The organism is Enterococcus sp. AZ120 (assembly GCF_050546165.1).
Taxonomy (GTDB): domain Bacteria; phylum Bacillota; class Bacilli; order Lactobacillales; family Enterococcaceae; genus Enterococcus; species Enterococcus faecalis.
The window spans coordinates 1,053,686-1,072,400 of the sequence record NZ_CP172950.1; the positions used below are offsets into that span (position 1 = coordinate 1,053,686).

24 protein-coding genes are annotated in these 18,715 nt (G+C 38.6%); 22 read left to right on the forward strand and 2 right to left on the reverse strand.

Translation table 11 applies throughout. The features are described from left to right. Positions 1-28: 28 nt before the first annotated feature. Positions 29-259: a hypothetical protein gene (locus tag IGJ46_RS05130; RefSeq protein ID WP_010713476.1), complete on the forward strand. Its 231-nt coding sequence runs from the start codon at positions 29-31 to the stop codon at positions 257-259. 59 nt (positions 260-318) lie between these two features. On the opposite strand, the gene IGJ46_RS05135 is transcribed toward IGJ46_RS05130, so the two are convergent. Together IGJ46_RS05135 and IGJ46_RS05140 are read right to left on the reverse strand one after the other, a co-directional pair. After that, entirely contained in the window at positions 319-804 is a 486-nt protein-coding gene (locus IGJ46_RS05135; protein WP_002382232.1) for a toxin, read from the reverse strand. A 34-nt stretch (positions 805-838) separates the two neighbouring features. Continuing rightward, positions 839-1,321: a helix-turn-helix domain-containing protein gene (locus IGJ46_RS05140; protein WP_002360496.1), complete on the reverse strand. Its 483-nt coding sequence runs from the start codon at positions 1,319-1,321 to the stop codon at positions 839-841. A gap of 168 nt (positions 1,322-1,489) precedes the next feature. On the opposite strand from IGJ46_RS05140, the gene IGJ46_RS05145 reads away from it, so the two are divergent. From IGJ46_RS05145 to IGJ46_RS05245, 21 genes are all read left to right on the forward strand, one after another. Then, a complete protein-coding gene (locus tag IGJ46_RS05145) occupies positions 1,490-1,672 on the forward strand; it encodes a hypothetical protein (protein WP_073459191.1) in 183 nt (60 codons plus the stop codon). A gap of 45 nt (positions 1,673-1,717) precedes the next feature. Further along, positions 1,718-2,473 (forward strand): DnaD domain protein, encoded by a 756-nt coding sequence (locus IGJ46_RS05150; RefSeq protein ID WP_218391574.1) that lies wholly within the window; start codon positions 1,718-1,720, stop codon positions 2,471-2,473. An 18-nt stretch (positions 2,474-2,491) separates the two neighbouring features. Next, entirely contained in the window at positions 2,492-3,334 is an 843-nt protein-coding gene (locus IGJ46_RS05155) for an ATP-binding protein (RefSeq protein WP_002407040.1), read from the forward strand. Between the two features lie 66 nt (positions 3,335-3,400). Continuing rightward, entirely contained in the window at positions 3,401-3,793 is a 393-nt protein-coding gene (locus IGJ46_RS05160) for a hypothetical protein (RefSeq protein ID WP_002360492.1), read from the forward strand. A gap of 19 nt (positions 3,794-3,812) precedes the next feature. Further along, entirely contained in the window at positions 3,813-4,220 is a 408-nt protein-coding gene (locus IGJ46_RS05165) for a RinA family phage transcriptional activator (protein ID WP_002360491.1), read from the forward strand. Between the two features lie 220 nt (positions 4,221-4,440). After that, a complete protein-coding gene (locus IGJ46_RS05170; RefSeq protein WP_002382237.1) occupies positions 4,441-4,857 on the forward strand; it encodes a hypothetical protein in 417 nt (138 codons plus the stop codon). Positions 4,858-4,869: 12 nt separating this feature from the next. Further along, entirely contained in the window at positions 4,870-5,382 is a 513-nt protein-coding gene (locus tag IGJ46_RS05175) for a phage major tail protein, TP901-1 family (protein WP_002381948.1), read from the forward strand. Between the two features lie 32 nt (positions 5,383-5,414). Next, positions 5,415-5,774 (forward strand): tail assembly chaperone, encoded by a 360-nt coding sequence (locus IGJ46_RS05180; RefSeq protein WP_002357848.1) that lies wholly within the window; start codon positions 5,415-5,417, stop codon positions 5,772-5,774. A gap of 17 nt (positions 5,775-5,791) precedes the next feature. Further along, positions 5,792-6,160, forward strand: coding sequence for a hypothetical protein (locus tag IGJ46_RS05185; RefSeq protein ID WP_002365551.1), 369 nt, complete (start codon positions 5,792-5,794; stop codon positions 6,158-6,160). Continuing rightward, positions 6,150-9,083, forward strand: coding sequence for a phage tail protein (locus IGJ46_RS05190; RefSeq protein ID WP_218391518.1), 2,934 nt, complete (start codon positions 6,150-6,152; stop codon positions 9,081-9,083). Before IGJ46_RS05185 ends, IGJ46_RS05190 begins: the two co-directional genes overlap by 11 nt. A 1-nt stretch (position 9,084) precedes the next feature. Further along, complete coding sequence (locus IGJ46_RS05195; RefSeq protein ID WP_002365553.1) at positions 9,085-10,011, forward strand: distal tail protein Dit; 927 nt, start codon at positions 9,085-9,087, stop codon at positions 10,009-10,011. Between the two features lie 12 nt (positions 10,012-10,023). Next, entirely contained in the window at positions 10,024-11,481 is a 1,458-nt protein-coding gene (locus tag IGJ46_RS05200) for a phage tail protein (RefSeq protein WP_218391523.1), read from the forward strand. A 32-nt stretch (positions 11,482-11,513) separates the two neighbouring features. After that, positions 11,514-13,283: a hypothetical protein gene (locus IGJ46_RS05205; protein ID WP_218391524.1), complete on the forward strand. Its 1,770-nt coding sequence runs from the start codon at positions 11,514-11,516 to the stop codon at positions 13,281-13,283. A 23-nt stretch (positions 13,284-13,306) separates the two neighbouring features. Next, complete coding sequence (locus tag IGJ46_RS05210) at positions 13,307-13,702, forward strand: phage holin family protein (protein WP_002357842.1); 396 nt, start codon at positions 13,307-13,309, stop codon at positions 13,700-13,702. Positions 13,703-13,820: 118 nt separating this feature from the next. Further along, positions 13,821-14,945 (forward strand): SH3 domain-containing protein, encoded by a 1,125-nt coding sequence (locus tag IGJ46_RS05215; protein ID WP_173961694.1) that lies wholly within the window; start codon positions 13,821-13,823, stop codon positions 14,943-14,945. Between the two features lie 153 nt (positions 14,946-15,098). Further along, positions 15,099-16,019: a tRNA pseudouridine(55) synthase TruB gene (gene truB, locus IGJ46_RS05220; RefSeq protein ID WP_002360476.1), complete on the forward strand. Its 921-nt coding sequence runs from the start codon at positions 15,099-15,101 to the stop codon at positions 16,017-16,019. 25 nt (positions 16,020-16,044) lie between these two features. Next, positions 16,045-16,995, forward strand: coding sequence for a riboflavin biosynthesis protein RibF (gene ribF / locus IGJ46_RS05225; RefSeq protein WP_002363808.1), 951 nt, complete (start codon positions 16,045-16,047; stop codon positions 16,993-16,995). Further along, positions 16,995-17,591: a GNAT family N-acetyltransferase gene (locus IGJ46_RS05230; RefSeq protein ID WP_002361699.1), complete on the forward strand. Its 597-nt coding sequence runs from the start codon at positions 16,995-16,997 to the stop codon at positions 17,589-17,591. Before ribF ends, IGJ46_RS05230 begins: the two co-directional genes overlap by 1 nt. Positions 17,592-17,740: 149 nt before the next feature. After that, entirely contained in the window at positions 17,741-18,064 is a 324-nt protein-coding gene (locus IGJ46_RS05235; protein WP_002357837.1) for a PadR family transcriptional regulator, read from the forward strand. Between the two features lie 3 nt (positions 18,065-18,067). Then, a complete protein-coding gene (locus IGJ46_RS05240) occupies positions 18,068-18,409 on the forward strand; it encodes a DUF1048 domain-containing protein (RefSeq protein WP_002361700.1) in 342 nt (113 codons plus the stop codon). 24 nt (positions 18,410-18,433) lie between these two features. After that, a complete protein-coding gene (locus IGJ46_RS05245; RefSeq protein ID WP_002360471.1) occupies positions 18,434-18,694 on the forward strand; it encodes a DUF2087 domain-containing protein in 261 nt (86 codons plus the stop codon). Positions 18,695-18,715: the final 21 nt, after the last annotated feature.

Below are 18,715 nucleotides of genomic sequence, written 5' to 3' on the forward strand. Positions count from 1 at the left end.
TTGATAAAATAGTCATGGAGGTGCAAAAATGAAAAGAATTGTTGGTTTCTATAAAAATGGAGATCGTTATTTAAAAGAAATGGGTTCAGGCAAGAGTTCCCTGTACTTTTTTCTTTTCTTCTTTGTACTACATAGTATGCGGGAACATATTATTCAGTTCATCGGATTTTGGCCGTCATTTATATTCGTCCTTATACTTGTCCCCAATCTTATGCTTGGCGTTGGACATATTAACCATTGGTACAAAAACCGCTCTTGAATTTTCCAGAATACTTTTAAGCATGGAACAAAATCCTTATTGATTTTGTTCCATGCTTTTTAAGTTAACCCAGTATTTAATACCATCACAGAATAATCCCTAAATTCAAAAATCCGTCCTTTATAAAGATAAGTGGCGCCATACTTTTGTCGATAGTACGTAATCACATTTTTTAATGTTTCAACATCGATTTCCAAAAATTCAGCACAAGAATAATGGTTACTTAAGCCAGCTTCAGAGCAACGAATTAAATCGTCTAATGTAACTAATTGCTCTAAGGCCACATTGCGAGCTTTCAACTCTTGCTTCCGATTTTCTGTACAATTTTGATTTAAAATAGTGCCAACGGATGTTTGATAATGCCCGTATTCCTCGGCTAAAATGTTCTTCTTTTGACGGGTACTCAATGTTTTTTCAATATAAATTTTGCCATTTCGATACAACCCATAACAACCTGTTTGATTGTATAAATCAATTTCTAAAACCGTCACATCCTTTTGAATGGAACTGACGAGTTTTTCATAATCATTCACTTTACCATTCACCTGCCATTACTTAATAAAAAGAGTAGATGGGAAGTTAATCCTCTTTTTTGTCAGAAGAAATCGATTGTTGATATTTGGCATCAATTTCATCCAAGTAATCGTGAATTTTCTCGATTTCTTCTTTTGAAAATATCTTTTCTGGATCCCCAGCGTGGGCAGCCAGTGTCATTTCGTCACGGCGAGGGAATGAGAGAATTTCTGCTTGCGTTTGTTGTTCGTGTAATTGTTGTTCGGCAAATTGATAAACGATGGCTTGTCGTTGGGGCTCTAATTTTTTATAAATGCGGTCGATAGTTGAGGCATTTTTTTCCATGGGAACCTCTTGTCCCATCAACCAGGCCTCATTAATGTCTAATGCATCTGCAATGCGATAAACTTTGTCTTGTTTTGCTTCGTAACGACCAGCTAGCCAATCGCTGATCGAAGATTTACCGATGCCAGTTTTTTTCGCTAAATCACTAGGTTTGATGTTCTTGGCTGTTAAAGCCTCTTTTAAACGGACAGCAAAAATGTTCATATTTCCGAACCTCCTATTGCCTCAAAGTATACTATACCTGTTTAGAGAAGGCAAGTAACAATCGCAATTAAAATTAGAGGTTCATAAAACCGAACTTATGAGTTGACAGTGAAAATATTTGATGCTAAGATAGAGCCATTCAAGTGTTCGGTTAACTGAACTATTTTTTTGAACATTTTGTTCGGAAAACCGTATTTTTGTAGAAAGGGTGAAGAAATGAGTCGGAATTATAAAAAAACGTTGTCGGATATGTTACTTTTAGCAATTATTTTATTAATAAGCAGTGTCTCAATAAAAATTGGGGCCATCGTGATTGGTATGATTGGCCTCATGGAATTACTAACAGAGTAACAATAATTTAGTCAAAAGGAGAGAAGCGGATTGGCAGAACGACGCATGTTTGCAAAAACGATTATTGATAGTGATGCGTTTTTAGATATGCCCTTATCAAGTCAGGCCCTGTACTTTCATTTAGCGATGCGTGCCGATGATGATGGATTTATCAATAATCCCAAAAAATTGCAGCGAATGGTTGGTTGTGGGGAAGACGATCTAAAATTGCTAATGGTTAAAAAATTTATTCTAGTATTTGAAAGTGGTGTGATCGTTATCAAACATTGGAAAATTCATAATTATATTCGCAGTGATCGTTACAAACCAACCTTGTATCAAGAAGAGAAAAAACAGATTGTTGAAAAAAATAGCAAAGCTTATACGTTTAAAGCAGAATCGTCTGTCGGTGGTCAACCAGCTGACTACCAACGGTTACCACAGGAAAGCATAGTCCAGTCTAAGTTAGGTCAGAGTCAAGATAGTAGTTCAGAAAACGATTGTTTAAAGATGATTTATCATTTTTATGAGGAAAACGGCTTTGGTACACTGGCCTCAAAAACAAGACAAGATTTTAAGTATTGGTTGCAAGATTTTATGCAAAAAGGGGCTAGCCAAGAGGAAGCATGCCAATTAATCTTGCATGCTTTAGGAATTGCCGTCGATCGAAATAAACGGAATTACGGCTATGTAAATGCTATTTTGAAAAGTTGGGAGCAACAAAATTATTTATCCGTACATGAAGTTCTGGTAAATGATAAAAAACAAGTGTTGGAGCATGCGCCGCAAATGACAGAAGAATATCAAGAGTTAGGTTTTTAAAGAAAGGAGGAAATCAGTATGCATGCGACAGATCAAACTTTTCAAATACTATTGAGTCAATTGTTAGAAAAAGTTGAAGACCGTTGTCCTGAATGTGGCAGTGAACAATATGTTTGGCAACAAAAAAATAAAGATGGCACAGAACGTTGTGCCCCAACTTGTTGGTCGTGTGGGTATAAAATGCTAAAAAAACATGAACAACAAGCCAATCAACAACGTTCTCAAGAGAGTTTTATGGCACGTACACAAAAATTTTTTCATCAAGGGTCCTTAATTGCTGATGATGCGCTACGGCAATGTCGTTTAACCAATTACCAAACCACTGAATTAGAAACAAGACAAGCAAAAGAACGGGCCTTAGCAGCAGTTTCAGCGATTGTTGAAGAAAAGCCAATTCACGTTATTTTTTCAGGGAAACCTGGTGTCGGTAAAAGTCATTTGGCTATCAGTATTTTAGTTGAAGTCTTAGAACGCTCTGCATATCAAAAGTATTGTTTATTTGTCAGCTACTCTGAGTTATTAGAAAAACTAAAAATGTCCATGAATGAATCGGCCAAAAGCCAAGCAAAGGCTCAAGCGTATATTACTAGAATGAAAAAAGCAGATGTTTTGGTCTTAGATGATTTAGGTGCTGAATTAGGAATTAAAAATAAAGTTAGTACGGATTTTAACAATGACATCTTAAACCGAATTTTAGAAGCTAGACAGAATAAAGCAACTATTTTTACTACTAATTTTTCTGGAAAACAACTGGTGGAGGCCTATGGAACACGCATTATTTCTCGTCTAATGAAGCACGCCAGTGGCTATGTTTTCCAATATAAAGACACAACAGACAAACGAATGAGGAGTGTGAAATAAATATGTTAACAATTATTATTGGGTTTATCTTTTGGACAATGACACTAATGTTAGGTTATCTAATTGGTGAAAGAGAAGGCCGTAAACATGAGTAATTTAACAAAACGTAAAAAAGATTTATTTGAAATGAAAAGCGTTGTATTTAAAGATATTTCAAAGCAACAAAGCGAAAAAGCACAAAAAAGAAAACGACTCTTACAACTAATGAATCAATATCCCGATTGGGCAAGTCAAAAAAATAAACTTATTATGCAGGAAATTCAAGAATTAGGACAAGCAATCGGTAATTGGTCGATGGATCAATCAAGACCCATCCAATCCATCAAGGCCGCATCGTTTACAAAAAGCGAGTATCTCTATTTAATTTGGCTCGGTTATTCAGATGAAGCGATTCGTCACGGCTTAGACATGTCGAAAGAGTGTTATTTTATTTATCGATTAACACTTTTAAATGAATAAAAGTAAAGGAGATTAACCAATGCGTACGTCAACATTTAATTATATCAAAGATATTTTAGCAGACTTTTATAAAACAGATGAGTATATCCGTCAACGGGAAGAAGAATTACGGCACCCTTATCAAGAAGCAGATTTAAATGCTGGTATTAGAGGACAAGGACTTCACTCTGTAGTGACCGAACGAATGGCGATTACGATAGCTATGGATCGTCGTCTGTGGAACTTAGAGAGAAATCGAGACATTATCAAAAATTGTTTAGCCGAAGCGGATGAACAAACGCGCGTGATTATTGAAGAACTATATATGAAAAAACGGCCCTCTTTAACATTAATTGGACTTGCCCAGCAATTATTTATTAGTAAAAGCCAAGCCTATAAATTAAGAAATCATTTCTTTGAAGCGGTGGCGGATGAACTAGGGATGTAAACATGGAAAAAGCGTGGAATTTTTTCAGGTGTCAACATGGTAAATTAATAGTGTCGAAAGAGATAGATAAACGTGAGGCAACCAAAAAATGAAGACACGGAATTCTATAATTTTGACTGCTTTCTTGTGTCAGCTATGAAGGAGCAGAAAATGCCGGCTACTTTCAAAATCCTTCATTTTGACTAGAAGAGAGCCAATTTGTTAACCAATCCTGAATTTTTTGAATGGAAAGGTGGCGCTAAAAATGAATGAAGCGGAACAAGAGTTATATGAAGCCCTTGTTGCAATATGCCAGACGTCAGGATTTTTGTTGCTAGAGGAACTGCCGACAGATTTACCAGATCAGCCATTTGTTTACTTAGGTGATAGTAAAGAATTACCTAAGCCAACTAAATCAGCTATTTTGGGTGAAATTGAATTAATAATGCATGTTTATGGTGCGTTATCTGAACGACAACAAATTTCTACAATTAAAGGAACGATTTTACGGCAGGCAACCAGTAACTTAAAACGAACGGCTCATTTTAATTGGGGTATCAAACATCAAGAAGTCAAAGCACAAATGGTAAAAGATACCAAACAAATGAAAAAAACAATTTGGCATGCTGTACTACCATTACACATGCAATTTTACTAGGAGGAATTATCAATGGGAGAAGTTATGCAAGGAAAAGACCGTATTTTATTAGTTCGTCGCTTGGATGAAGCAGCGACAAAGAAAGCAATGAAACCCTTATTTCAAATTGAACATGAATGGGAATTCTCACGTGAATCGAGCGGTACGCAAACAAAAGATGGCGTTGCGAATGCTGTATCTGGTTTAGAAGTTACGTTATCGTTAAGCGGTTTAGCCTCTCGAGATGATGAAAATTTATACATGAAAGACGCAGTCGAAGATGGCATCTTAATGGAATTTTGGGATGTTGATTTAAAAGGTGAAAAAAATGCGGAAGGTAAATATCCAGCAATTTATGCCCAAGGTTATGTAAATTCATGGAGTTTACCAGCCAATGTAGAAGAATTAGTAGAAATTGAAACAGAAGCCTCTATTAATGGCAAACCACAAGATGGTTTTGCAACAGTAGAAGCAGATATTATTGCAGAAGCACAATATGCGTTCCAAGATACCGTTCCAGATAAAGCACCACAACCTGGCGCATAATCAAAAAGTGTTGAATTTTAGGAGGATAAAAAATGAATTTAGAGATTAACGGAAAAACAATTGAAGTGAAATTTACGATTGGCGCGATTCGTGAATTAGATAAACGTTACCAAATTGAAAATGGCGCTGCCAAATTCGGCATGGGCATCAGTTCAGCAATGATTTATTTACGCCAATACAATCCAGTAATCTTAGTTGACATCATGGAAGCTTTACAAAGTGGGCAATTAAAAATAGGTAAGTCGGAAATTGAAGCATGGTTAATGACCCAAGATGTCAAAAAACTTTCAGATGATTTGCTTAAAGAAATGGGAAAGCAACCTCTTACAAAACCAATGATCGATCAGTTCAGCAAAGAAGCGAAGAAAGCAGAAGCGCAAGCGACCAACTAATTAAAACGAGCGATGACGTGTATCACGACATCGCTCTTTCTGCTTTTCGCTACTTAGGCTGTCATTCATTTGAAGAAGTGGATCGGATGACCATGTCTGAATTTGAATTACGAATGATTGCTTTTAATTTAGCAGAAGTAGATGAAGAGCGGAAAAGGCACGAGCTTGCCTACTTAAATGTTAAAGCGCAAGCGACGAACAAAAAAGGAAAACCCGTTTTTGAAAGCTTTAAAAGTTTTTATGATTATGAAAAACGAGTTGCTGAAGTTCTGGCAGCTAACCAGCCACAACGAACGAAATTAAATGAGCGGAAAAAAACGCAACTTGCCACTGTGGCAGAGCGTCTACGCCGCTATCGAGAAGGGAGGAGAGTAGATGGAGAATGACAAAGAAAAAACGCCGTTGTCGGAGGCAAAGAAAAGCCTTGCAGGCGTCCAACAAGCATTAAAAAGTATGAGCGGTGAGTATGCCTTATTAAGTGGATATTTAGGGAAAATTAGTGCGGGTGTCAATCAGTCAGCCACGGTCATGAACACATTTAAAACCGTCATGCAACAATCTGGAGAAACAGTGAAAAAAACAGGAGACGAAACAGCAAAGGCAGCAGATCAAATGAACACAGCGTTAACAGATTCTGCTGAACAAGCCGGTGAAGCAGCTAAAAAAGCGGGGAAAGAAACCTCTGATGGCTTTACTAATGCACAAAATAATATGCTGAGCTTTGGGACGGCCATGACTAGTGCCGTTTCCTTACCTATGCTGAACGTTTTAAAAACAGCTATGGGCGTCGGTGCTGGGGTCAGTGGCGAATTTCAAGGAATGCAAGGACTGATTATGGCTAGTGCAGGAGGGATTTCTGATTCATTGCAGGGCGAGTTGCAAGGGGCATTGACTCAGATGAATCAATCATTTGAAGCGGCAGCACAAGTGATTCAAAGCGTGATGGCTCCAGGAATGGAAATTTTGGTTCAAGTGGTTATCACAGTCGTCAAAGGCATTACAGCTTTGGTGAATTTATTTATCAAATTACCAAAACCCGTCCAAGTTTTTATTGTTGCCATTATGGGCATTTTAGCCGCCATTGGCCCCATGTTGATTATGGTAACGATGGCTCAGCAAAAATTTCAACAGTTTAGTGCTGGTTTGGCTCTTGTACAAGGAAACATTGGGAAGTTAGGTGGTGGCTTATCAAAACTAAGTGCTAGTTTTAGTGCCTTAGGTGGAGGACCATTAATTTTAATTGTAGCAGCCGTTTTAGCAGCGGTAGCAGCGTTTATTTATTTCTATAAAACCAATGAAACATTTAGAAATAGTATCAATAGCTTAGCTAGTGCCATTCAAGGAGCTGTTTCAGCGGCGTTTGGCAAATTGGTAGGATTGCTACAACAGATCCAGCCGGCCTTTCAGCAAGTAATGGCAGTTTTTAAACAATTTTTTGCAGTAGGCTTAGAGAAAATGGCGACTATTTTTTCAACAATTGGTCGTGTGCTAGCAGGCGTTTTTGCCAGCGGTTTGCAATTAGGTAGTAACTTATTAGGGCAATTTGGTGGCACCTTTGACAAAGCTGGTTTAGCGGTTGGTCTTTTGGTAAAAGTTCTGACAAAGGTTGCACTGGCTGCATTAGGAATTTCTGGGCCGTTTGGTCTAATTATTTCCTTGATTGTTTCATTCGTGACGGCCTGGATGAAAACCGGTGATTTGAGTGCAGGTGGTATTACCCAAGTCTTTGATAATTTAGGTAACACGATTACATCGGTTACAACAATGCTTGCGGCTAATCTACCGAAAGTTATACAACTTTTTACAACCGTCTTAACCAGTATTCTCGGGAAAATAACAGAAGCTATTCCAAGCATCGTAACCGCGTTATCTAGTTTAATTACGTTAATTGTTGGTGCGATCGTTGCCAATTTGCCAGTCTTAATTGAAGCGGCAACACAAATTATTACTACGTTGATTCAGGGGATTACAACAGTCTTACCAATGTTGATAGAAGTTGGTTTGAGCTTATTAATGACTTTAGTTAATGCGATTGTCACCGCCTTGCCAACAATTACAACTGCAGCGATTAATATCATCACTACATTAGTGACAGCTTTTGTCACAGCGTTACCAATGCTAGTTACAGCAGGTGTTTCAATTATCACGGCCTTAGTCAATGCATTTGTTACTTTGTTACCGTTGATTTTGACTGCTGGTTTACAAATTTTGATGGCATTAATCACTGGGGTTATGACGATTTTACCTCAGTTAATTCAATCAGCGCTGACGATTATTCTAGCGTTAGTGACAGCGTTGATAGGTGCCTTACCACAGATTATCAGCGCAGGTGTCAAATTGTTAATGGCGTTAATTCAAGGAATTATTTCGATTTTACCAACCTTAGTTGCGGCAGCTATTACCTTAATTTTGACATTGGTAAATGCCTTAATTGGTGCCTTGCCACAAATCATCAGCGCAGGTGTCAAATTGCTAATGGCTTTGATCCAAGGGATTATTTCAATTTTACCGCAACTGGTTACTGCAGCAATTACGCTCATTACCGCTTTAATGGGTGCGTTAATCAATGCGTTGCCACAGTTGTTAAGTGCTGGGATTCAACTGATTCAAGCCTTAATTAATGGTGTACTCAGTCTATTGGGTGCCTTGCTGTCCGCAGCAGGAACATTAATCTCACAAATGATCACGAAGATTGGTTCTTATTTTGGTCAACTGTTAGCTTCGGGCGGACAGTTAGTTGAAAATATCAAAAATGGGGTTACCAATGCAGCCGATCAGGTAAAAACTGCCATTGGTTCTGTAATTGAAGGTGCTTGGCAAGCAATCCAAGGTTGGTTTTCAAAATTCACCGATGCCGGTGCGAATATTGTCGGTATGATTGCTGATGGAATTACAGGCGCAATTGGAAAAGCCAAAGAAGCAATCGATGGGGTCGTCAGTAAAATTCGTAACTTTTTACCATTTTCACCAGCAAAAGAAGGTCCCTTATCTGATTTGCATAAATTGAATTTCGGCGGCACGATTGCCACGGGGATTTATGCAGGCGAAACAGCCGTTAGTAGAGCAATGGCTTCTATTTTAGATTTACCGCTGTTAAATGATTTTGCCTTGGACTTAGCTGGTCGAGGAAACTTCACGGCAACGATTGACCATCGTTTAGAAAATGATGCATACAATCGACCATTATTTGTGACAGTAGAGTCAACGTTAGATGGAAAAGTTGTCGCAGCAACTACGGCGCCTTATTTAGCAACAGAGTTACAACGACAACAAGTGAAACAAAATAACCGCTTAGGAAGGAGAGGATAACATGTATAAATTTGTTGATACCAATCAAGCAACTCATTCAACGCCTCTTCCTTCAGAAGCGTTGAATTTTAACGGCCAATTTTTAGAAAAAGTCATCCCTGGTTATCAAACATTATCAGTTTCAGGACGAGAATTAGTTCCAAGCGAAATTGAAAGCTATCAATTAGGGATTCGTGATGGTAAACGTCACGTTTATGCGCGAATTCCAGAACGAGAATTAACAGTCAAATATCGGCTCTCAGCTGTGAATAATGAAGCGTTTCGAGATGCATTTAATCATTTAAACGTTGCTTTGTTTACGGAAAAAGACGTTTCTATTTGGTTTAACGATGAACCGGAAATGCTGTGGTTTGGCAGTAAGTCTTCAGTGAGTGATGTACCCGAAGGTGTTAACCAAGTAACAGGCACCTTTACTTTATTGCTTTCTGATCCGTATAAATACACACGGAGTGATGCGACTAGTGTGATGTGGGGTTCGCCAACCATTACATTTCAAGCAAATTACTTAATGGGGAATACAGGTTCAGGTGCAGTTGATTTTCCAATTTTAATTGAAGGCGGGGCTTATTGGGGATCAACCATGATTACCTTTCAAAATCGGGCTTACACGATGGGGGATTTAGGCAAAGAAGTTCGGCCAATTGAAATTTATCCTACGGTTGAAGGATTAAAAGTCAAACCGACCATTATTTTAACAGGAACCGGACGTGGTGTTTGGATTAAAACACGGAACGATACAATTAACTTAGGAGATTTTGATCGTTCGGAAATTATCATTGATACTGAAAATTTTTATCTGACAAAAAATGGTGCACCGATGATTCGACCAATGAACGATTTTTATCTATATCCTAATGAACCGCTGTATATTCAAGCCAAAGATAGCGACTTCCGCTTGACGATTCGCTATCCTAACCGATTTGTGTAGGAGGGTGATTAAATGTTAATGGCATTGGATTTGAAAAGAACATATACGGCAATTTTGGACAATGCCTATCAAGTCAGTTATGAAAAAATAGAGAATAAAATTGGCAGTTTAGATTTTACCATGCCACTAGATGATCCTAAAAATGAATTTATTGCAGAAATGCAATGGGTGGAACTGACCGATAATGAGAATGAATATATTGGTTTATATCGCGTGATGCCAACCACAATTAAGAAAGATGCGAACAATAATCAAATTCACTACTCTGCTACAGAAGCATTATGTACCTTAGGCGATACTGTCCTATTTGGTTGTCACGAAATTAAAAACAAAACAACGAAAGAGGCCATTCAATTTCTATTGAATAAACAAAAAACAAAGCATTGGGTCCTAAAAAAATGTGATTTTTCAAGGAAATTAACCTATAAATGGGAGAATGAAAACGGGCTAGTCGAGCCTTTATTTAGCATCCCAGCCGATTTCGAAGAGGAATATCTTTGGCAATGGAATACAGAGATCTATCCTTTTGAAATTTCATTAGTCAAACCGCCAACAGAACCAGTTGCGCGAATTCAAGAAGGTTACAACATGCAAGGATTTGAAATAGAAAGTAATCCCAAGATGCTAATCAATCGGATTTATCCATTAGGTTCAGGCGAAGGTGTTAACAAAGTCAATATTCGCTCGGTCAATCAAGGGGTTCCGTATTTAGAGAACAAGGCCGCAATTGACCGCTATGGTTTATTAGAGTCAATTTGGGTGGAACAGCGTTTTTCTGATCCCAAGGCATTAAAGGAAAATGCTTTGCGAATGTTAGAAGAATGGACCAAGCCACAAGTTTCTTGGGTAGTGACTGCAGCTGATTTAATTAAATTAACAGATCAACCTTTAGCAATCGATCGTTTGCGGTTGGGCACGGTTATCATGATTAATACGAATGAGTTTGGGAGTGTCAACCTTCGTATCAAAAAAGAAAGTAAAAAAGATGTCTTTGGTGCCCCCCAAGACATTCAGCTAGAGTTGGGAAATCTGCAAGAAACAATTCATAGTACCATGACAGCTTTCAGTCGGAAACAAGAGATTAGCGAAACTTACGCACAAGGGGCGACGACACTTTTAAATCGTTCAATACAAGGAGAACTTAGCAAGACACAGCCAGTGGAGCTGAATTTATACTTTGACGAGGACATTCTTTATATAAACACCGCAGAATTAACGTTCAAGGCAACTGCTAAAGGACCTTCGCATTCTGTAACGAACATTGATTTGGTAGTGGATGGCAAAAAATTACCCCAACTATCATTGCAACAACAACGGCTAAACATTTTGAGTTATTTACGAAAAACAACAGATGGAAAAATCGAACGCGGCAATCACACGCTTCAATTTTTCTCTCATCAGCCACTATGGTTGGATGCTTCGGTCATCTGTCGTGTGTATATTCAATCCCAATTGGGTGGCCAGTTTTAATAAAATAATGAAAACTAGAGGAGTGTGACGAAATGTCAGTAGAACATATTGAAGAATTAGATACCCTGAATCAAGGTCGCCTTAAAATCAATGCAATCTTGGATCAGTCGAATGCATCAGCTGAGAAAGTAGATGCTTACCAAGTCCAGTTAACGAATGGAATTTCTGAAGCGAAAAACATCGCAGATGAAGCTGGCAAAGAAGCCGTACAAATTGCCACCGATGCAGGCAATCAAGCAAATGAAACAGCCAACCAAGCGATGAACAATGCTAAAACAGCAATCACGATTGCAGGAAATGCAGTTTCAACGGCAAATAATAATAAACAAGAATTTGATACTTTACGAAATGATTTCGATCAATTAGTAGCAGAAGCGGGTGATAGTAATCCAGAAATTGTCCAAGCACGCACAGATACACAAGGCATCAAACAAGCTACCTTAGCGAATCGTCTTCAAATTGATTTGAATGACCGTATGACAAAAGCAGACAGTATTTCTTTATTGGCTAAGCCAACTACTGTCAAAATGAAGTTAGACTTTAACGGTAAAACGGCCGGCAATACAGCCACCAATGCAAACAGTTATTCCACTGATTTTACGGCAAAAATTCTTAAGAAGCCAACAGACGTTTGGGAGGAAGTTTCCCAAGCGGACTACAATAAAATGGCCAGCCGTGATGATGAGGGTGTGAAAACAGGTTCCACCCAAAGCGGTGTGATTCCGCAACAATTAGCGGCCTTCAATCTCGTTGAAGCCGCAAAAAAATTAATTCCACAAATGTTTGAAACATTCACAACTGACGAGGCGGTGGCATTTATTCGCCAGAACGTTCAATTTTTTACGATTAATCAACGTGTGAAAGCCGCTGCGCCCAATAATCAAACGATTAAAATCGCTACGTATTTACCAACTACGGATAATTGGGTAACTCAAATCCAAGAATCAGCAAAAGAGTTCGGCGATTTTTCAATTCAAATCAATGATCAGAATTTTATCACAGATGAAGGTTTCATTTATTTAATGAGCTATACAGATTCATCGAATGGGGTGACGCCAGCCAGCGTAGAAGTTGATTACGTGGGGCTTCATATTGGTCTGTCTGTTGATGCCCAAGCGGTTTTAGCGAAGAGTGGTTTTGTTCAAGCAGAGCAACTCAAGACCCATGTGGAAAATCAGGATAATCCGCATCAAGTAACCGCTGAACAAGTGGGGCTGGGCAATGTAGAAAATTATGGCTTCGCATCAGACAGCGAAGCAGTCGCGGGAACTTTAACGAGTAAATATATGCACCCGAAAAACGTTGCGGAAGCGATTAAAGGTCAAGCTGTGACACAAACAGGTGATCAAGAGATTGCTGGGGTGAAGAATTTTGTAACTATGCCAACCGTCAATGGTTTGCCTTTGGAATCCTCTAGAATGGCCATTTATGAAGCTAGTGGAGTCGGTGAAGTCGAGGCAAAATATCAGGCGGCCTTTAATAAGGATAATATGAAATTTGTATTAATTAGGGTAGGAAATCGTGTCGATGCATTTGTAAGATGTAATTTGAGTGATCCAACGAAATTGAATAATAATTTGGTTAAAGTGTTTACTGTTCCAACAGGATATACATTATCGACGAAGATTACAAAGGGAATATGGAATTTGGCGTTAACTGCTATGCAATATACATTCCCTCAACCGAATTGTGCTGGTTTATATGAGATGGGAAATCAAGGAATTCTTTTTGGTGCTAACCGTGCTGGAAATATTTACCTACAAGGAAGTTGGTACACGGACGATCCGTTTCCGACAAAATAACAAGCTAGTTTAGGAGACTTTTTATGGAACGTTATCTCAACACAATAACAATGCTTTTAAGCATTTTCGGTGGGATTGTCGTACGTTTATTAGGTGGATTAGATCAATTGTTGGATGTCTTCCTCTTTTTAATTATTGTCGATTTCATCACAGGTTGGATTAAGGCAATCGCCACAAAAGAATTGTCCAGTCGGATTGGTATGCTCGGAATTGCGAAAAAAGTGACGATGTTATTTGTGGTTGCTGTAGCGGTTCGTGTTGAAAAAGTTGTGGGGAACAATTTGCCAATTCGGGAAATGGTTCTGATTTTTTACATTGCGAACGAAGGACTTTCTTTTTTTGAAAACATTGCGACCTTTATTCCTATGCCGAAAAAGTTAAAAGAGTTATTTATTCAGTTAAAAAATAAAGATGATTAAGTAGAAGTGGTCGGGACAAACGTAGAACTTTCGGCTGATTGCCGAAGAAATTACTTCTGTCCCGCCATTTATCTGCAGGTTTAAGCCGTGGAAGGGAAGTTATTTTGACTTTCCTTTCATGGCTTTTTTAAGAAAGGAGCATGCTATGTTTAAAAAATTAATGATTCAACTTGCTTTAGTGATTGGCTTAAGTTTAACGATTCCGATGACGGCTTGCGCTTACACCATCGAAGCGGATCCAATCAACTTTACTTATTTTCCCGGCTCTGCAAGCAATGAATTAATTGTTTTACATGAATCTGGAAACGAGCGGAACCTAGGACCACACAGTTTAGACAATGAAGTGGCCTATATGAAACGAAATTGGTCAAATGCTTATGTCTCATATTTTGTCGGATCTGGTGGACGAGTGAAACAATTAGCTCCTGCTGGCCAAATTCAATATGGCGCAGGTTCTTTAGCTAATCAAAAAGCCTATGCGCAAATCGAATTGGCTCGAACGAATAATGCGGCGACGTTTAAAAAAGATTATGCTGCCTATGTTAATTTGGCCCGTGATTTGGCTCAGAACATTGGTGCTGATTTTTCGCTGGACGATGGAACAGGTTATGGCATAGTCACTCATGATTGGATTACAAAAAATTGGTGGGGAGATCATACAGATCCTTATGGTTATTTAGCGCGTTGGGGGATTAGTAAAGCGCAGTTGGCACAAGATTTACAAACGGGCGTTTCTGAAACAGGTGAGACTGTCATTATTCAGCCAGGTAAACCTAATGCGCCAAAATATCAAGTAGGACAAGCAATTCGTTTCACTTCAATCTATCCAACACCAGATGCTTTAATCAATGAACATCTATCAGCAGAGGCACTTTGGACACAAGTAGGAACAATTACAGCGAAATTACCCGACCGACAAAACCTTTACCGTATTGAAAATAGCGGACATTTGTTAGGCTATGTGAACGATGGCGACATTGCTGAACTTTGGCGCCCGCAAACGAAGAAATCATTTCTAATTGGTGTGGACGAAGGCATTGTTTTAAGAGCGGGCCAACCTAGTCTGTCAGCACCCATTTATGGTATCTGGCCCAAAAATACTCGCTTTTATTACGATGCGTTTTATATTGCAGATGGGTATGTTTTTATTGGTGGAACAGATACAACAGGCGCGAGAATTTATTTGCCAATCGGACCAAACGATGGCAACGCACAGAATACATGGGGATCATTTACTAGCTAAAAAAAGCCACAAACTCTGATAAAAGCAGAGTTTGTGGCTTTTTTTGCATTTAACAGAGATTTTGCCAAAGGGAATAAGCAACGGAGACTGCGAAGCTAGGTACTTTTATGCTATAATGACAAAGTTAGTATTATCGGAACTGGAGGAACTATAATGGACGGCATTTTACCGTTATGGAAAGAACGTGGCATGACAAGTCATGACTGCGTATTTAAATTGAGAAAAATTTTACATACCAAAAAAATTGGTCATGGTGGTACGCTAGATCCAGATGTCGAAGGGGTCTTACCCATCTGCGTTGGCAAAGGAACGAAAGTGATCGAATACATGGTAGATTCTGGCAAAACCTATGAAGGTGAAATTACACTTGGATTTGCTACGACAACCGAAGATGTTAGTGGCGAAATTGTTGAAAAAAAACCAGTTACAACACCTCTATCAACTGAACAAATTGATCAAGCAATGGCCGAAATGACAGGTGAAATCACACAAATCCCACCGATGTTTTCTGCGGTGAAAGTCAATGGTAAACGTTTATATGAATATGCCCGGAACGGGGAAGAAGTTGAACGGCCCCAACGAAAAGCTACGATTTATTCATTTGAACGTACTAGTGAACCAATTTTTAATGAATCTGCTCAAACACAAAGTTGGCGGTTTAAAGTGGTCTGTGGCAAAGGAACCTATGTGCGGACACTATCCGTGGATACTGGCAAAAAATTAGGCTATCCTGCCCATATGTCGGATTTAACGAGAACGGCAAGTGGCGGTTTGCAAGCTGCGCAATGCTTAACGTTAGAAGAAGTAGCCAAACAAATGGCTGCTGAAACAATCGATCAATGCCTGTTGCCCATTGAGACAGCAGTAGAACAATTCCCACGAATTGATTTATCAGATGAATTGTATCAAAAAGTAAAAAATGGCATGCGTTTGCACAAAAAAGAATTAGGAATAAAGGCAATGCCAGAATCCTTAGTTGCCTTATTTTACCAAAATCAAGTGGTTAGTTTATACATGCCACACCCAACGCATGATAAATTATTGAAACCAAGTAAAGTTCTACGGAATAATTAAATAAAAAAGAAGGAAGTTTTTGCACATGCAAGTTATTCAACTACATCATCCCTATGAACCCAATCAAATTCCTAATGAAGAAGTCGTGATGGTCCTAGGCTTCTTTGACGGTGTTCACAAAGGCCACCAAAAAGTAATTGAAACAGGTAAAAAGATTGCTGAGGAAAAAGGCTTGAAGTTAGCTGTGATGACCTTCAACCAACACCCATCAATCGTTTTTCAAAAAGTTTTACCAGAAAATATGAAATATTTAACTAGCTTGGAACAAAAAGAACGCCTAATGGCCAACTTGGGCGTTGATATTTTATATATTGTCGAATTTACTTCAGCGTTTGCTCAATTAAAACCGCAAGATTTTGTCGATCAGTATATCGTTAATTTAAATAGTGCAGTGGCAGTCTCTGGGTTTGATTATACGTATGGTCCTAAAGAAATCGCTGGAGTCAAACAGTTACCAACTTATGCGCAAGGCCGTTTTGAAGTGGTGACAGTACCAAAAGAAGAAATGACTGGTGCCAAAATTAGCTCAACAAGAATTCGCGAAAAAATGGAAGCCGGCGAAATGGAGGAGGTCACGGAGTTGTTAGGATATATTTATGAAACAGAAGGAACAGTTGTCCATGGCGATGCTCGTGGCCGTTTATTGGGTTTCCCGACCGCTAATGTCAAAGTAAAAAGCACCGTGCGCTTACCAAGAATTGGCGTCTATGCTGTGCAAATCGAAGTCGGTGGCAAATGGTATGTCGGCATGGGCTCAATTGGTCATAATGACACCTTTGGAGAAGGACGCGATTTAACCGTGGAAGTCTATATTTTGGACTTCCATCAAGACATCTATGGTGAGCAAGTGGTGGTTCGTTGGAATCATTATTTACGTGACCAAGTGAAATTCAATGGGGCTGAAGCCTTGATCGACCAATTAAAACAAGATGAACGAGATACGGCTGACTATTTCCAACAATCTGAGGACAAATAATGAAGATTCGTCAAGAAAAACCTGCAGAGTATCAAGCTGTAGAGCGTTTAACGTATCAAGCGTTCAAGGAATTAAACTTGACCGAAAACTGGCGTCCCACAGAGCATTTTATCGTGCATTTATTAAGAGAAAGTGCCGACTTTATTCCGGAGTTGTCCTTAGTTTCAGAAACTGATCAAGGAAAATTAACGGGTCATATTATGTCTTCAAAAGCCAAACTACGATTACCTGATCATACAGAAAAGGCTGTTTTGACCGTTGGGCCGCTAAGTGTCCATCCAGAAGCACAGAACACGGGCGTAGGCTCAGCGTTAATTAAGCATTCTGTTCAGAAGGCCAAAGAATTAGGCATCGGCGGATTGATTATCCTGGGCCATCCAACTTACTATACGAAGTTCGGTTTTGTTCCAGCGACTACTTTTCAGATTACGTTACCGGAAAAAGAAACATCAGAAGCATTATTGGCTTTGGAATTACTGCCAGGTTATTTTGGCACAAGTGGTGGGGAGTGGCATTTTTCAACATGCTTTGCTTATCCAGAAACACACCCTGCAGAATTAGAAGCCTTTGAAGCAGAACTCGGAATAAATGAATAAAGAATAATAAGACGCGACAACTACTAGTTAAGTACTGGTGGTTGTCGCGTCTTTACTACTTTTTATTACAAAGTAGTTGACAGAACCGGTACTCAGTATTATTATGTAGTGGTACATAGTACTAAAGAGTAGTTTAGGGAGGAAAAGCAGTGAAGCAGACAGAGTTGCTAAAAGGCATTTTAGAAGGTTTAGTTTTAGCCATCATCCAAAGGAAAGAAACATATGGTTATGAAATTACAAAAATTTTAAATGACCAAGGGTTTACTGAAATTGTTGAAGGAACCGTTTATACGATTTTACTGCGTTTAGAAAAAAATCAATGGGTTATAGCTGAAAAAAAGCCTTCAGAAAAAGGACCAATGCGGAAGTTCTATCGCTTAACCTCATCAGGAGAAGCAGAACTCGCTGATTTTTGGCAGCGGTGGACGTTGCTTTCAAAACAAGTAAACAAGATGAAAAAAATGGAGGGATAGAGCATGTCAGATTTTAAAGCGTTGATCAAAAAAGTTGTGGGGGATAAAAAAGAGTACAAAGAATATAAACGACGGATTGCAGCATTACCAGCAGAGTATCGACAAGTATTTCAAGAAATTGAAAAATATGCATGGCATTTTTCAGATCATAGCGGAGCCAATATGTTCAATGCGTTGACTGATTTACTTGATTTGTTTGAAGAAGGAGCTGCTAACGGAACACCTATCAAAAATATTACGGGAGAAAAAGTAGGCGATTTTGCTGAAACAATTGTCAATGAAGTCGCTGGCAAATGGACTGATAAACAGAAAGAAAAACTGAATCATCAATTTTCTAAACAATAGTCAAAACAAAAAAGGAGAATGAACATGGTTGAAAATTTTTTTAAAGAAGGAAAGTTGCTGGTTATTCCCAAGAAAAATGCGAAAAAAGTCCAAGTGTTTCAACGTGTGGCCAACCAATTTGAATTTGGGAAAGAATATACGGAAAAAGAAGTCAATCAGCGACTTAGAGAAATCTATGAAGATTATGCACTTTTGAGACGGTATTTAGTAGATTATCAGTATTTAGAAAGAGATAAGTTTGGAAAAATTTATCAGAAATGTGAGCAACACACAAAAATTATATAAATGGCTTTTTTTAAAAGTAGC

What these genes read in the sequence shown, in the direction of transcription:
- IGJ46_RS05130 (WP_010713476.1), top strand. Translation starts at nt 29, where the DNA reads ATGAAAAGAATTGTTGGTTTCTATAAAAATGGAGATCGTTATTTAAAA.
- IGJ46_RS05140 (WP_002360496.1), bottom strand. Translation starts at nt 1,321, where the DNA reads ATGAACATTTTTGCTGTCCGTTTAAAAGAGGCTTTAACAGCCAAGAAC.
- IGJ46_RS05150 (WP_218391574.1), top strand. Translation starts at nt 1,718, where the DNA reads ATGTTTGCAAAAACGATTATTGATAGTGATGCGTTTTTAGATATGCCC.
- IGJ46_RS05155 (WP_002407040.1), top strand. Translation starts at nt 2,492, where the DNA reads ATGCATGCGACAGATCAAACTTTTCAAATACTATTGAGTCAATTGTTA.
- IGJ46_RS05165 (WP_002360491.1), top strand. Translation starts at nt 3,813, where the DNA reads ATGCGTACGTCAACATTTAATTATATCAAAGATATTTTAGCAGACTTT.
- IGJ46_RS05175 (WP_002381948.1), top strand. Translation starts at nt 4,870, where the DNA reads ATGGGAGAAGTTATGCAAGGAAAAGACCGTATTTTATTAGTTCGTCGC.
- IGJ46_RS05180 (WP_002357848.1), top strand. Translation starts at nt 5,415, where the DNA reads ATGAATTTAGAGATTAACGGAAAAACAATTGAAGTGAAATTTACGATT.
- IGJ46_RS05190 (WP_218391518.1), top strand. Translation starts at nt 6,150, where the DNA reads ATGGAGAATGACAAAGAAAAAACGCCGTTGTCGGAGGCAAAGAAAAGC.
- IGJ46_RS05195 (WP_002365553.1), top strand. Translation starts at nt 9,085, where the DNA reads ATGTATAAATTTGTTGATACCAATCAAGCAACTCATTCAACGCCTCTT.
- IGJ46_RS05200 (WP_218391523.1), top strand. Translation starts at nt 10,024, where the DNA reads ATGTTAATGGCATTGGATTTGAAAAGAACATATACGGCAATTTTGGAC.
- IGJ46_RS05205 (WP_218391524.1), top strand. Translation starts at nt 11,514, where the DNA reads ATGTCAGTAGAACATATTGAAGAATTAGATACCCTGAATCAAGGTCGC.
- IGJ46_RS05210 (WP_002357842.1), top strand. Translation starts at nt 13,307, where the DNA reads ATGGAACGTTATCTCAACACAATAACAATGCTTTTAAGCATTTTCGGT.
- IGJ46_RS05215 (WP_173961694.1), top strand. Translation starts at nt 13,821, where the DNA reads ATGGCTTTTTTAAGAAAGGAGCATGCTATGTTTAAAAAATTAATGATT.
- truB (WP_002360476.1), top strand. Translation starts at nt 15,099, where the DNA reads ATGGACGGCATTTTACCGTTATGGAAAGAACGTGGCATGACAAGTCAT.
- ribF (WP_002363808.1), top strand. Translation starts at nt 16,045, where the DNA reads ATGCAAGTTATTCAACTACATCATCCCTATGAACCCAATCAAATTCCT.
- IGJ46_RS05230 (WP_002361699.1), top strand. Translation starts at nt 16,995, where the DNA reads ATGAAGATTCGTCAAGAAAAACCTGCAGAGTATCAAGCTGTAGAGCGT.
- IGJ46_RS05240 (WP_002361700.1), top strand. Translation starts at nt 18,068, where the DNA reads ATGTCAGATTTTAAAGCGTTGATCAAAAAAGTTGTGGGGGATAAAAAA.
- IGJ46_RS05245 (WP_002360471.1), top strand. Translation starts at nt 18,434, where the DNA reads ATGGTTGAAAATTTTTTTAAAGAAGGAAAGTTGCTGGTTATTCCCAAG.